Source organism: Pseudomonas sp. SMV7 (assembly GCF_052041995.1).
Lineage (GTDB): Bacteria > Pseudomonadota > Gammaproteobacteria > Pseudomonadales > Pseudomonadaceae > Aquipseudomonas.
This window is the reverse complement of record NZ_JBKGGT010000001.1, coordinates 286,450-300,049: the sequence shown is the minus strand read 5'-3', so window position 1 is coordinate 300,049 and position 13,600 is coordinate 286,450. Positions and strand designations below refer to the sequence as shown.

10 protein-coding genes and 1 pseudogene are annotated in these 13,600 nt (G+C 66.0%); 8 read left to right on the top strand and 3 right to left on the bottom strand.

The annotated features are described in order from the left end of the window. Positions 1-16: 16 nt before the first annotated feature. Entirely contained in the window at positions 17-1,345 is a 1,329-nt protein-coding gene (gene pssA, locus ACLEJP_RS01610) for a CDP-diacylglycerol--serine O-phosphatidyltransferase (RefSeq protein ID WP_440803960.1), read from the bottom strand. Between the two features lie 112 nt (positions 1,346-1,457). Beyond that, the gene (gene katG, locus ACLEJP_RS01605; RefSeq protein ID WP_440803958.1) at positions 1,458-3,716 is read right to left on the bottom strand and encodes a catalase/peroxidase HPI; all 2,259 of its coding nucleotides are present in this window, start codon (positions 3,714-3,716) and stop codon (positions 1,458-1,460) included. Positions 3,717-4,093: 377 nt separating this feature from the next. Here katG and ACLEJP_RS01600 point away from each other — a divergent pair, with 377 nt between their 5' ends. Then, complete coding sequence (locus ACLEJP_RS01600; protein WP_440803956.1) at positions 4,094-5,947, top strand: ABC transporter ATP-binding protein; 1,854 nt, start codon at positions 4,094-4,096, stop codon at positions 5,945-5,947. Between the two features lie 50 nt (positions 5,948-5,997). Here ACLEJP_RS01600 and ACLEJP_RS01595 read toward each other — a convergent pair. Continuing rightward, positions 5,998-6,826 (bottom strand): annotated as a pseudogene (locus ACLEJP_RS01595) (IclR family transcriptional regulator). Between the two features lie 250 nt (positions 6,827-7,076). Here ACLEJP_RS01595 and ACLEJP_RS01590 point away from each other — a divergent pair. The 7 genes from ACLEJP_RS01590 to ACLEJP_RS01560 are packed head-to-tail and all read left to right on the top strand — an operon-like array spanning position 7,077 to position 13,594. Then, positions 7,077-8,096: an ABC transporter ATP-binding protein gene (locus ACLEJP_RS01590; RefSeq protein WP_440803954.1), complete on the top strand. Its 1,020-nt coding sequence runs from the start codon at positions 7,077-7,079 to the stop codon at positions 8,094-8,096. Beyond that, positions 8,093-8,962 carry an ABC transporter permease gene (locus ACLEJP_RS01585; RefSeq protein ID WP_440803952.1) on the top strand — a complete coding sequence of 290 codons (870 nt, stop codon included), beginning with the start codon at positions 8,093-8,095 and terminating at the stop codon, positions 8,960-8,962. Before ACLEJP_RS01590 ends, ACLEJP_RS01585 begins: the two co-directional genes overlap by 4 nt. 4 nt (positions 8,963-8,966) lie before the next feature. Continuing rightward, positions 8,967-9,761 (top strand): ABC transporter permease, encoded by a 795-nt coding sequence (locus tag ACLEJP_RS01580; protein WP_289132260.1) that lies wholly within the window; start codon positions 8,967-8,969, stop codon positions 9,759-9,761. Between the two features lie 14 nt (positions 9,762-9,775). Continuing rightward, positions 9,776-10,066 (top strand): (2Fe-2S)-binding protein, encoded by a 291-nt coding sequence (locus ACLEJP_RS01575; protein WP_440803950.1) that lies wholly within the window; start codon positions 9,776-9,778, stop codon positions 10,064-10,066. Beyond that, positions 10,063-11,421, top strand: a complete 1,359-nt coding sequence (locus ACLEJP_RS01570; protein ID WP_440803947.1) for an FAD-dependent oxidoreductase — start codon at positions 10,063-10,065, stop codon at positions 11,419-11,421. Before ACLEJP_RS01575 ends, ACLEJP_RS01570 begins: the two co-directional genes overlap by 4 nt. Next, positions 11,418-12,554: an NAD(P)/FAD-dependent oxidoreductase gene (locus tag ACLEJP_RS01565; RefSeq protein WP_440803945.1), complete on the top strand. Its 1,137-nt coding sequence runs from the start codon at positions 11,418-11,420 to the stop codon at positions 12,552-12,554. Before ACLEJP_RS01570 ends, ACLEJP_RS01565 begins: the two co-directional genes overlap by 4 nt. Further along, positions 12,551-13,594 carry an ABC transporter substrate-binding protein gene (locus ACLEJP_RS01560; protein ID WP_440803943.1) on the top strand — a complete coding sequence of 348 codons (1,044 nt, stop codon included), beginning with the start codon at positions 12,551-12,553 and terminating at the stop codon, positions 13,592-13,594. The genes ACLEJP_RS01565 and ACLEJP_RS01560 overlap by 4 nt, the downstream gene beginning before the upstream one ends. The last annotated feature ends 6 nt before the right edge of the window (positions 13,595-13,600 follow it).

The window sequence follows — 13,600 nt, the reverse complement described above, 5'->3', positions numbered from 1 at the left end:
AGACACGAACGAAACCTCAAAGGACCCGTTTGATCAACGGCTCCAACCGGCTGAAGCGTAGCCGACGCAAGAGCGTGCGTACCTCCTTCGGATGCTCGGCCTTGCTGCCCAGCGCTTGCGCCGGGTCGATCTGCGGCGCATGCCGGCGCAGCGCGACCAACTCGGCCTCCCGAGGCTCCCGCCATTCGCCGTGCGGGTCATCGATGAGCAGGCCGTTCTCCAGGTCCAGGTTGAAGCCGCGGGGGTTGAGGTTATTGCCGGTCAACAGCGAATAGCGTTGGTCGACCCACACCCCCTTGGCATGGAAGGTGTGCCCGGGGTCGTTCCAGATCCGCACCTGCAGCTGGCCGCTGGCAATCGCGGCGTGGCGACGCCGGGCAAAGGCACGCAGGTTGTCCTCATACAGATAGGGCAAGGCACCGCTGGCACTGAACGGTTCACCGGGCGCGATATAGAAGTCGTTGGCCGTACGGTCGCCGACGATCAGCTCCACCCGCACGCCTCGCTCCAGCGCATGATCGAGCTCACGCATCAAGACCCGTGGCGGGTTGAAATACGGCGTGCTGATGATGACCTGGGTACGCGCCGCTGCCAGCAAGGCACACACGGCCCGGTTCAGCGGGTTGCCACGGCCCACACCCAGTAGCGGGATCACGCGCAGGCCTTGCCCTGGCGCACTGGCCGGTGCTGCATAAGCCATGCGCCGCAGCCGCGCGCGCAAGCGCCGGATATCGCTGCGCAGGCTGCGGGTGGAAGGCTGGGCCGGCAGGTCCAGGCGCGGCGTGGCGGTGTGATGCAACAGGCGCCGGACCAGGTCGACCATGGCGTCGGCCAGTGCTGGCGAGTGGAACAGGTGGTAGCGGTCCAGGCGGTAGCGGTCGAAGCGGTGCAGGTAGACGTTGTTCAGGCTGGCGCCGGTGTAGATCACGCAGTCGTCGATGATGCTGCCCTTCAGGTGCAGCACACCGAACAGCTCGCGGGTCTGCACCGGCACGCCATGGATCACGATATCCAGCCCGTGTTGCTGGCGCTGGGCCTGATACCAGGCGGCATTACCCGGCTGGCGACCAGCCCCCAGCAAGCCGCGCCGGGCACGGAACCAGTCGACCACGATGGTGATATCCAGGCCTGGCCGTGCAGCCTTGGCCTGGTACAAGGCATCCAGCACCTCCTGGCCTGCCTCGTCTTGCTGCAGGTACAGCGCGACGATGACGATGCGTCGAGTCGCGGTGCGGATCTGCTCGAGCAGGCGAGCGTGATAGGCCTTGGCATCGGCCAATACCTGGATCGACTCAGGCGCCAGGGCGTAGCCTGGCAAACCTGCCAACAGGGTTTCGGGGGTCACTGACGATTACCTTCTCTGTGCAATCACTGTCATGCATCAGCTTGCACAGGAACGGCGCAATGGTCCAGCGCTGCGCGAAAGGGGCGCCAGGCGCCCCTGCGCTGCACCACCGTTACTTCAGGTCGAACCGGTCCAGTTCCATGACCTTCTCCCAGGCTGCCACAAAGTCCCTGACGAACTTGTCACCGCCATCACTGCTGCCATACACCTCGCTCAACGCGCGCAACTGAGCATGCGAGCCGAATACCAGGTCGACCCGGCTGGCGCTCCATTTCACCTGCCCGGTCTTGCGGTCACGGCCTTCGAATGCCTCGTTGTCGGCCGACGTCGCCTTCCATTCCACGCCCATGTCGAGCAGGTTGCGGAAGAAATCGTTGCTCAGGGTGCCAACCTTGTCGGTGAATACGCCTTGCTGGTTGCCGCCATGGTTGGCACCGAGCACGCGCAGGCCACCGATCAGCACGGTCAGTTCAGGGGCCGTGAGGGTCAGCAGCTGGGCCTTGTCCAGCAGCAGCTTCTCGGCCTTGACGCTGTAGCGGGCCTTGGTGAAGTTACGGAAGCCATCGGCCAGCGGCTCCAGCACAGCGAACGACTCGACGTCGGTCTGCGCTTGCGAGGCATCGGCACGTCCCGGGCGGAAGGCCACGCTCACGTCGCGCCCGGCATCCCTGGCAGCCTTTTCCACTGCAGCTGCGCCGGCGAGGACGATCAGGTCGGCCAGGGAGATTTGCTTGCCGCCGGTGTTGAACTCAGCCTGGATCTTTTCCAGCGCCGCCAGCACCTTGTCAGTGCCCTGGTTCGCCGGCCAGTCCTTCTGCGGTGCCAGGCGCAGGCGCCCGCCGTTGGCCCCGCCACGCTTGTCCGAGCCGCGGAAGGTCGACGCCGCCGCCCAGGCGGTGGCCACCAGCTCGCCAACGCTCAGGCCCGCGGCCAGCACCTTGGCCTTGAGCGCCGCAATGTCCTGCTCGTCCACCAACGGGTGGTCGACTTTGGGAATCGGGTCTTGCCACAGCAGCTCTTCGTCGGGCATTTCCGGGCCCAGGTAGCGCGCCAGCGGCCCCATGTCGCGGTGAATCAGTTTGTACCAGGCGCGGGCGAAAGCGTCCGCCAGCTGCTCGGGGTTGTCCTTGAAGCGGCGGGCGATCGGCTCGTAGATCGGGTCGAAGCGCAGCGCCAGGTCGGAAGTGAGCATGGACGGCGCGTGGCGCTTGCCCGGGTCGTGGGCATCCGGCACGGTGCCTGCCCCTTTGCCGTCTTTCGGCCGCCACTGGTGTGCGCCTGCCGGGCTCTTGGTCAGTTCCCATTCGAAGTTGAACAGGTTGTTGAGGTACTCGTTGCTCCAGCGGGTGGGGGTCGAGGTCCAGGTGACTTCCAGGCCGCTGGTGATGGTGTCTGCGCCTTTACCGGTACCGAAGCGGTTGGCCCAGCCCAGGCCTTGCAGTTCCAGGCCGGCCGCTTCCGGCTCGGCACCGACGTTGTCGGCAGGGCCGGCGCCGTGGGTCTTGCCGAAGGCATGCCCGCCGGCGATCAGGGCCACGGTTTCTTCATCGTTCATGGCCATGCGGCCGAAGGTTTCGCGAATATCGCGGCCCGAGGCAACCGGGTCGGGGTTACCGTCCGGGCCCTCCGGGTTCACGTAGATCAGGCCCATCTGCACCGCAGCCAACGGGTTTTCCAGGTTGCGTTCGCCACCCAGCGCGCGGCTCTGCTCCTCCGGGTGCTTCGCTGGCTCGGCGACCAGGTCACCCTGGCCCGGCGCCTGGGCCTTGACCTGTTCCTTGCCATAACGCAGGTCACCGCCCAGCCAGACCTTTTCCGAACCCCAGTACACATCTTCGTCCGGCTCCCACACATCGGCACGGCCACCGGAAAAGCCGAAGGTCTTGAAGCCCATGGACTCGAGTGCGACGTTGCCGGTGAGCACGATCAGGTCGGCCCAGGAAATCTTGTTGCCGTATTTCTGCTTGATCGGCCACAGCAGGCGCCGGGCCTTGTCCAGGCTGACGTTGTCCGGCCAGCTGTTGAGCGGGGCGAAGCGCTGCTGGCCAGAACCGGCACCACCGCGGCCATCACCGATGCGGTAGGTACCGGCGCTGTGCCAGGCCATGCGGATGAACAGCGGCCCGTAATGGCCGAAGTCGGCAGGCCACCAGTCCTGGGAATCGGTCATCAGGGCGGTCAGGTCTTGCTTCAGGGCCTGGAAGTCGAGGCTTTTGAACGCCTTGGCATAATCGAAACCCGGGTCCATCGGGTCGGACTTGGAGGAATGCTGGTGGAGAATTCTCAGGTTGAGCTGGTCAGGCCACCAGTCACGGTTGGTGGTGCCGCCACCTGCGGTTTGATGGAACGGGCATTTCGATGCGTTCGACATCTGCGTGTACCTTCGTGTCGTTTATCCAGATTTCCGGTCTGTGCCAGGTGTTCTTTCAGCCGAGCGCATGCGCGCGTGCTGCCCCTTGTCAGGTCTGTACGAGGGCTTGCGAAACTGCCACGGCTAACGACGGCGGTCTTGCACGCAAGTGCTGACACGCCGCCCGCCAGCGCAATTGGCGAAGCCAGAGAAAAGACTAGCCGAGCCTGGGCAGAGATCTAATAGAGTCACTGTTAGGGCCTGATAGGCTGGCTCTGTCAGCCTGCAGGTTCGCCGGCCTTGCAGCGCAAGGGATCGCCCTGGCAACTCGAACCCCCGGAACCCGGTGTGTTCTGTATGGTTAGCGGCAAGGCCAAAGCTGATTTCCGGAGACAAGCATGTTGCGTATTTTTGAACGATGGCTCGACCCCTTCCCCCCCGACGAAGTACCGCCGCCCCCGGTGGGCCTGTTGCGCTTCATGTGGGCCTGCACCCGCGGCGCGCGCGGCTACATCCTGGCGCTGGCATTGCTCAGCGCCGCGGTGTCGATCTACGAAGCCTGGCTGTTCGCCTTCCTCGGCCAGGTGGTCGACCTGCTTGCAGCCTGGCAGGCCGGTGACCCGGCCAGCCCACAGGAAAGCCACGTACTGTGGGGGATCGGCATCGTCCTGCTGACCAGCATCGGGCTGGTGGCACTGCGCACGATGGTGCAGCACCAGGTGCTGGCGATCAATTTACCGTTGCGCCTGCGCTGGGACTTCCACCGCCTGATGCTGCGCCAGAGCCTGTCGTTCTTTTCCGACGAGTTCTCCGGCCGGGTCACCACCAAGGTGATGCAGACGGCGCTGGCCGTGCGGGAAGTGCTGTTCACCGTGATCGAGATCCTGCCCGGCATCGGCGTGTATTTCATTGCGATCATTGCCCTGGCGGGTGGCTTCGCCCTGAAGCTGATGCTGCCGTTCATGGCCTGGGTGCTCCTGTTCGGCCTGGCCATGCTCTATTTCGTACCGCGCCTGGGCAAGGTCGGGCAGGAACAGGCCCATGCGCGGTCGTCGATGACCGGGCGCGTGTCGGACGCCTACACCAACATCACCACGGTCAAGCTGTTCTCGCATTCCAAACGGGAAGCGCACTTCGCGCGTGCCGCCATGGAGGATTTCAAGCACACCGGCTTTCGCCAGATGCGCCTGGTCAGCCAGTTCGAAATCGTCAACCAGGCGCTGGTGGTGGGCCTGATCCTGGGCGCCGGCGGCTATGCCCTGTGGCTCTGGCACCAGGGCCAGGTCGGCACCGGCGCGGTGGCGGCCATCACCGCCATGGCCTTGCGCATCAACGGCATGTCGCACTGGATCATGTGGCAGATGACCTCGCTGTTCGAGAACATCGGCACCGTGCAGGACGGCATGGACACCCTGACCCGTGGCCCCAAGGTGCAGGATGCGCCGGACGCGGGCGAGCTGGTGACCCGCGGCGGCGCGGTGACCTTCGACAAGGTCAGTTTCAACTACAACGGCGAGCGCCAGGTGCTCAACGACCTGAGCCTGCACATCCATCCGGGAGAGAAGGTCGGCCTGGTCGGCCGCTCCGGCGCGGGCAAATCCACGCTGATCAACCTGCTGCTGCGCTTCTATGACGTGGACAGTGGCGAAATCCGCATCGACGGGCAGAACATCGCCCGGGTCACCCAGGACAGCCTGCGCAGTGCCATCGGCATGGTCACCCAGGACACCTCGCTGCTGCACCGCTCGATTCGCGACAACATCGCCTATGGCCGCCCCGATGCGAGCGAGGCGCAGATCCGCGCCGCTGCGGTGAATGCGCAGGCCGACGGGTTCATCAGCCAGCTCAGCGACCGCCAGGGCAACAGTGGCTACGACACGCTGGTGGGCGAGCGCGGCATCAAGCTGTCCGGCGGCCAGCGCCAGCGCATCGCGATTGCCCGGGTGATGCTGAAGAATGCACCGATCCTGTTGCTGGACGAAGCCACCAGCGCGCTGGACTCGGAAGTGGAAGTGGCGATCCAGGAAAGCCTGGACGAAATGATGCAAGGCAAGACCGTCATTGCCATCGCCCACCGCTTGTCGACCATAGCCGCCATGGACCGGCTGATCGTCATGGATGAAGGGCGCATCATCGAGCAAGGTACCCATGCGCAGTTGCTGGCGAAAAACGGCACGTATGCACGCTTGTGGCAGCACCAGAGCGGCGGGTTCCTGGGCGAGGACCAGGGCGTGGCCGAGGCGGTGGAATAGGTGCAAGGCAGGTTGCGTGGTGGATGACACCGTACCGCCGGGCTCCCAGCCTAACCAAACACATGCGAAGGCCGGCGCAGCACCGGGTCGAACGGGTTTACCCGCTCGCCTATGGCCGCCGCCTCGCGCTTGAGCAGTGCCACCACGGTCGGCATGCGGTTGGGGCCCAGGCGGTCACTGATGGTCGCCACGCTCAGGGCCGCCACGGCATGGCCATTGCGGTCGAGAATCGGCACCGCCAGGCCGGCCATGCCATCCAGTACGCCGGTATTGCGCCCCGGCATAACCAAGGCTGCGCACGTTGTCGATTTCGGCGCGCAGCATGACTTCGTCGTAATGGTGGAAATCCTTCAGCCGCGGCAGGTTGTAACGGATCACCTCGTCACGTTCCTCCTCCGGCAGGAAGGCCAGGATCGCCAGGCTGCCCTGCCCCACCCCTAACGCCACACGGCCGCCGATATCCCCGGTGAAGGTCCGAATCGGGTACGGCCCCTCACTGCGGTCCAGGCACACCGCATCGAACCCCGAACGCGCCAGCAGGAACAACGAATCGCCCAGCGAGGCCGACAGCCGCAACAGGCTGGGGCGCACTACGTCGCGCAGGTTGCCGGCCTGCCCGGCCTTGGCCGCCAGGGCAAAGAATTCCAGGCTCAGGCGGTAGCGCTTGCTGGTTGCGCACTGGTCGACCATACCCTCTTCGACCAGGCTGCGCAGCAAGCGGTGCGTGGTCGGCTGGGCCAGGCCGAGCCGCTGCGCAAGCTGGCTGACCCTCTCGCCCTCGCCGCCACAGTCACCCAGCGCGCGCAACACGGCGAACAGACGGGAGACCGCACTGACGCCAACTTCCTTGCCTTGCGTATTTCGCTTATCGGAATCCATTTTTCCCTAAACCCCCAGGCAATTTCATTGAGCGGAATAATTTCAAAATAGCTGTCACTCAGTGAAATTACCCTTTGTCGCCATCCTAATCATTGCCCTACTCTCCGGTCCATAGGGCGATATCACAACATCGGCCGCCGCCACTGCCGCGAGCGCCAACGTCCGTAAAAGCCTTGCTTTTCGCCGCTGGCGCTCTGCCCACCCTGAAACTGCCGGTTGACCCCGGTTCCGTTTGCGATGGAGCACAGCCATGACCTTTCTGTTGATTGACAAGCTTTGCAAGCGCTATGGCGCCACGGAGGCAGTGGCCAGTTCGTCACTGGCCATCGACAAAGGCGAGTTCGTCTCCCTGCTTGGCCCTTCAGGCTGCGGCAAGACCACCACCTTGCAGATGATTGCCGGCTTCGTCGAGGTCACCAGCGGCCGCATCGTGCTCGATGGCCGCGACATCACCCATGCCAAGCCGGCCAGCCGCGGCCTCGGGGTGGTATTTCAGAGCTATGCACTATTCCCGCACATGACCGTGCGTGACAACGTCGCCTTCGGCCTGCGCATGCGCAAGGTGGCCAGTGCCGACATCGCCCGCCGCGTCGACCAGGCCCTGGCGCTGGTACGCCTGCAGCAGCAGGCCGGGCGTTACCCACGCGAACTCTCTGGCGGCCAGCGTCAGCGCGTCGCCCTGGCCCGCGCATTGGTGATCGAGCCGCCAGTGCTGCTGCTGGACGAACCGCTGTCCAACCTGGACGCGCACCTGCGCGAAGAGATGCAGTTCGAGATCTGCCGCATCCAGAACGAGGTCGGCATCACCACCTTGATGGTCACCCACGACCAGGCCGAGGCCTTGTCGATCAGCGATCGGGTGGTGGTGATGGAGGCCGGGCGCATCACCCAGGTGGACGAGCCTTACCGCCTCTACGAGCACCCTGGCACGCCATTCATCTCCGACTTTGTCGGCAAGGCCAATCGCCTGCGTGGCGTGACCGGCCCCGGCGGGCAACCGCAGGCGCATGCCCACGGCCCGTTGACCCTCAGCCTGCGCCCGGAAAAGATCAGCTTCGGCCCGCTCGGCAGCGGCAAACTCGCCGGCTGCATCAGTTGCCGCTACTTCCTCGGCAGCCAGTGGCTGTACCGCGTCGACACCGCCCTGGGCAACCTGGCCGTGGTACGTGCCAACGATGGCAGCGCGCCGCTGGCTGAAGGGACCCAGGTCGGCCTGGACTGGGATGACGCCCTGTTGCGCGTGCTGAACTGCGACGAGGTGGCGGCATGAGCGCGGCCAAGCTGCGCAGCAGCGCCTGGGGCTACGGCTTGAGCAGCCCGGCCCTGCTGTTGTTCCTGGCCTTGCTGGTGGTGCCACTGGGGCTGACCGTACTGCTGTCGTTCAATGCCTTCGACTACACCAGCGGCATCCAGGCCGGCCAGTACACCCTGGGCCACTACCTGAGCCTGATAACCGACACCTACTACTACCAGATCTTCTTCCGCACGTTGTGGATCAGCGCCCTGGTCACCCTGTTGTGCGTACTGATCGGCATTCCCGAGGCGCTGGTGCTCAGCCGCATGGGCCCGCCGTGGCGCTCGATCTTCCTCATCCTGGTGCTGACGCCGCTGCTGATTTCGGTCGTGGTGCGGGCCTTTGGCTGGAGCCTGCTGCTGGGTGCCGATGGCCTGGTCAACCAGGGCCTCAGCGCCTTGGGCGGGCAGCCGGTGAAGCTGTTGTACACCCCGTTCGCGGTGATCATCGGCCTGGTCCACGTGATGCTGCCGTTCATGATCATCCCGGTGTGGACCTCGCTGCAGAAGCTCGACCCGGCTGCCGAGCAAGCCGCGCTGTCGCTGGGCGCCAGCCAGTGGACGGTGTTCCGTCGCATCGTGCTGCCACAGATCATGCCCGGCGTGCTGTCGGGTACGCTGATCGTGTTCGGCCTGGCCGCCAGTTCGTTTGCCATCCCCGGCCTGCTCGGCGGGCGCCGGCTGAAGATGGTCGCGACCATGATCTACGACCAGTACCTGGCCGAACTGAACTGGCCGATGGGGGCCACCCTCGCCGTGGCCCTGCTGCTGATCAACCTGCTGGTGATGCTCAGCTGGAACCGGCTGGTCGAACGCCGCTACAAACGTGCACTTGGAGTCTGAAGCCATGACCCGCAACGGCCCGCTGGCCCTGTCCTTTCACACCTTGGTGATGCTGTTCATGCTGGCCCCGCTGGTGGTGGTGTGCCTGGTGGCCTTCACCCCGGAAAACACCCTGAGCCTGCCTACAGCCGGTTTTTCGCTGCGCTGGTTCCGCGCCGTTTTCGAACGTGCCGATTTCCTCGATGCGTTCTACAACAGCCTGAAGCTGGCGGCGCTGGCGGCTTCGCTGGCCACCCTTATCGCCGTACCGGCGGGCCTGGCGCTCACCCGCTACAGCTTCCCCGGCCAGGGTTGGCTCAATGGCCTGCTGCTGTCGCCGATCATCATCCCGCACCTGGTGCTGGGTGTGGCCCTGCTGCGGCTGTTCGCCCTGCTGGGGGTCAATGGCAGCTTCGCCTGGCTGGTATTCGCCCATGTGGTAGTGATCACGCCCTACGTGCTGCGCCTGGTACTGGCCGCGGCCATCGGTATCGACCGCAGTGCCGAACAGGCCGCGCAAAGCCTGGGGGCCGGTCGCGCCACGCTGTTCTGCAAGGTCACCCTGCCGATGATCCTGCCCGGCGTGGCCGGCGGCTGGCTGTTGGCATTCATCAACAGTTTCGACGAAGTCACGCTGTCGATCTTCGTCACCTCGCCCGCCACCCAGACCCTGCCAGTGCGCATGTATGTGTACGCCACCGAATCCATCGACCCGATGATGGCCGCCGTTTCGGCATTGGTCATCGCCGTCACCGCGCTGACCATGGTCGCCCTGGACCGGGTGTACGGCCTGGACCGCGTGCTGGTGGGCAAGCAATGACAAGGAGTGCCCCTATGCCGCTGTTCAAGCGCGTGGCCGAACACGACCGCGAGCCACTGCCGTTCCTGCTCGACGGCCAACCGGCCAGCGGCCTGCGTGGCGATACCCTGCTGACCGCCATCCTGACCAATGCCGGGCACCTGCGCGGCAGTGACTTCAGCGCCGAGCCACGCGCCGGCTTCTGCCTGATGGGGGCCTGCCAGGATTGCTGGGTGCGCCTGCAGGATGGCCGCCGGGTGCGGGCCTGCTCGACCTTTCTCGAGCCTGGCCAGTGCGTGACCCGCGACCCGGGGCGTCAGGCATGAGTGCAATCGTGATCATCGGTGCCGGCCCGGCGGGCATCCGCGCCGCCCAGACCCTGGTAGCGCATGGCCTGCGCCCGGTGCTGCTGGACGAAGCCAGCCGCGGCGGCGGGCAGATCTACCGCCAGCAACCGGCCAACTTCCAGCGCCCGGGCAAAACCTTGTATGGCTTCGAGGCGGGCAAGGCCCAGGCCCTGCACAGCACACTCGAGCAGTTACATGAACAGATCGACTACCGCCCGGAAACCCTGGTGTGGAATGCCGAAGGGCAGGTGCTCGACACCCTGCAACAGGGCCAACTGGCCGACCGCCTGGCATTCGACCAGGTGATCGTCGCCACCGGGGCCACCGACCGGGTGTTGCCGGTACCGGGCTGGACCCTGCCCGGGGTCTATACCCTGGGCGCGGCGCAGATCGCCCTGAAGTTCCAGGGCTGCGCCATCGGGGACCAGGTGGTGCTGGCCGGCAGCGGGCCACTGCTGTACCTGGTGGCCTACCAGTACGCCAAGGCCGGCGCCACGGTCAGCGCCGTGCTCGATACGTCGCCATTCAGCGCGCAGGCGCGCGCCCTGCCACGCCTGTTGCTGCAGCCGGGCACGTTCGCCAAAGGCCTGTATTACCGTGCCTGGCTAGCGGCCCACGGTGTGCCGGTGCATCAGGGCGTGACCCTGCTGGGCATCGACGGCCAGCAACGCGCCAGCGGCGTGCGTTGGTCACGCAACGGCCAACACTACCAACTGCCTTGCGACGCCGTGGCATTCGCCCACGCCCTGCGCAGTGAAACCCAGCTGGCCGACCTGCTGGGTTGCCAGTTCGCCTGGAACGCCCTCAATCGCGCCTGGCTACCCGTGCGCGACGCCCAGGGTCGGGCGTCGCGTCCCGGCGTCTATCTGGCGGGCGACGGTGCCGGCATTCTCGGTGCCGACGGCGCCGAGCTATCCGGTGAGCTGGCTGCCCTCAGCCTGCTGGCCGACCTTGGCCAGCCCGGCAACCCGCAACGCCAGCAGCAGCTGGAAAAGCGCCTGGCCACCCTGCAGCGTTTCCGCCAGGGCCTGGAGCAGGCCTTCCCGTTCCCCGAGCAGTGGGCCCGGCAAGCCCCGGACCAGCTCACCGTGTGCCGCTGCGAGCAGATCAGCGCCGGGGAAATCCGCGCCAGCGTGCGCGCCGGGCATTGGGACATCAACCGGGTCAAGGCCATGTGCCGGGTCGGCATGGGTCGCTGCCAGGGCCGTGTGTGTGGTGCCGCTGCGGCCGAACTGATCGCCTGCGAAAGCGGCCGCCCGCTCGACCAGATCGGGCGCTTGCGCGGCCAGGCCCCGGTCAAGCCACTGCCGTTTGGCCTGGAGATAAAGCCATGACGCTGATCGAAGTGGACGCCATCGTCGTCGGCGCCGGCATTGTCGGCAGCAGCGCGGCCCTCAACCTGGCCCGTGGTGGCCAGCGTGTGGCGTTGCTCGAACGGGACTTCTGCGGTTCGCATTCCAGCGGGGTGAACTACGGCGGTGTGCGTCGCCAGGGCCGCTCGCTGGCCCAGCTGCCTTTGGCGATGCGCGCCCACGCCATCTGGGCGCACCTGCGCGAATGGATCGGTATCAATGGCGAGTACACCCGCAGCGGCCACCTGAAACTGGCGCGCAGCGAAACCGACTTCAGTGCCCTGAAAGCCTATGCCCGGCGCACCCAGGCCTTCGACCTGCGCCTGCAACTGATGGAGCGCCAGGAACTGCGTCGGCGTTTCCCCTGGGTGGGCGACATCGCCGTCGGTGCCTCGTACTGCCCCGAGGACGGCCATGCCAACCCACGCCTGGTGTCACCGGCCTTCGCCCAGGCAGCCCGAGACAGCGGCGCCCGGTTGCACGAGCAGTGCGAGGTGCTGGCGGTGGACCACGACGGCCAGCGCTTCCATGTACGCACCAGCACCGGCCAGTGCTTCAAGGCGCCCTGGCTGCTGAACTGCACCGGTGCCTGGTCGGCACGCCTGGCCGAGCAGTTCGGCGAACCGGTGCCGCTGAGCGCGGCCCACCCGGCCATGCTGGTCACCGAGCCGTTACCACTGTTCATGACCGCCAGCACCGGGGTCGAAGGTGGCGGAATCTATGCGCGCCAGGTGGCCCGGGGCAACTGTGTGCTGGGCGGCGGTCGCGGCTTTGCCTTGACCCCGACCACCTCACGCCCGGGCCAGGCGGCGCTGCTCGATATCCTGCGCAACGCCACCGAGCTGTACCCGGCGCTGGCCGGTGCCCAGGCCATCCGCACCTGGAGCGGCACCGAAGGCTACCTGCCCGATGACGAACCGGTGCTCGGCCCCAGCCTGCGCCAGCCCGGCCTGTTGCACGGTTTCGGCTTTGCCGGCGCAGGTTTCCAGATAGGCCCGGCGGCCGGCGAAGCATTGGCGCAGTGCATCCTGCTCGGCGCGCCGGCCATCAGCCTGGCGGCCTTTTCCATCCAGCGTTTCCAGCCCAACCACCATTACAAGGAACACCTGTCATGACGCACAAGCAACGTCTGTTCGCCCTGTTCAGCACCGTGCCCGGCCTGTTCGCCTGCCTGCCCGCCATGGCCCAACCCACGTTGTACCTGGGCATGAACGGCGGCACCATGGAGCGGCTGTTCAGCGACAGCATCCTGCCCAGGTTCGAGCAGGCCAACGGGGTCAAGGTGGTGATCGTTCCCGGCACCTCGGCGGACATCCTGGCCAAAGTCCAGGCCACGCCGGGCAAGCCGTCGGTGCACGTCATGGTGCTGGACGACGGCATCATGTACCGCGCCATCGGCATGGGCCTGTGCAGCACGCTCAAGCCCAACCCGACGCTGGCCCAGTTGCCGGAAAAAGCCCTGATCAAGGACAAGGCCGCCGCGGTCAGCCTGGGCGTGACCGGGCTCGCCTACAACAGCCGGCTGTTCAAGGAGAAAGGCTGGGCAGCACCCACCTCGTGGAACGACCTGGCGGATCCGCGGTTCAAGGACAAGGTGGTCTTCCAGTCGCTGGCGTCGTCCACCTTCGGCCTGCACGGCTTCCTGATGTACAACCGTCTGCAAGGCGGCAGCGATACCGACGTCAACCCGGGTTTCACGGCGTGGCAGAAACACGTTGGCCCGAACGTGCTCGAGTACATCCCCAACTCGGCCAAACTCTCGGAAATGGTCCAGACCGACGAAGCCGCGCTGTTCCCGCTCACCCCCACCCAGGTGACGGCACTGAAGCTCAAAGGCATCCCGGTCGAATACGCCGCGCCCAAGGAAGGCGCGGTGGTGCTCAACCAGGCAGAATGCGTCACGGCCAACAACGACCAGCCGGAGCTGGCGCAGAAGCTTGCAGCGTTCCTGCTCAGCCCCGAGGCGCAGGCACCGGCCCTGGAGCTGGGTGACCAGATCCCCTCCAACCCCAACACGCCGACCAGCGACAAGACCCGCGGCCAGGTCGAGGCCATGCACACCTATCTGCAGACCGCCGTGACCATCGACTGGGACCAGGTCAACAACCAGCGCCCGGAATGGAACGCCCGCTGGAATCGCCAGATCGAGCGATAGTCACCC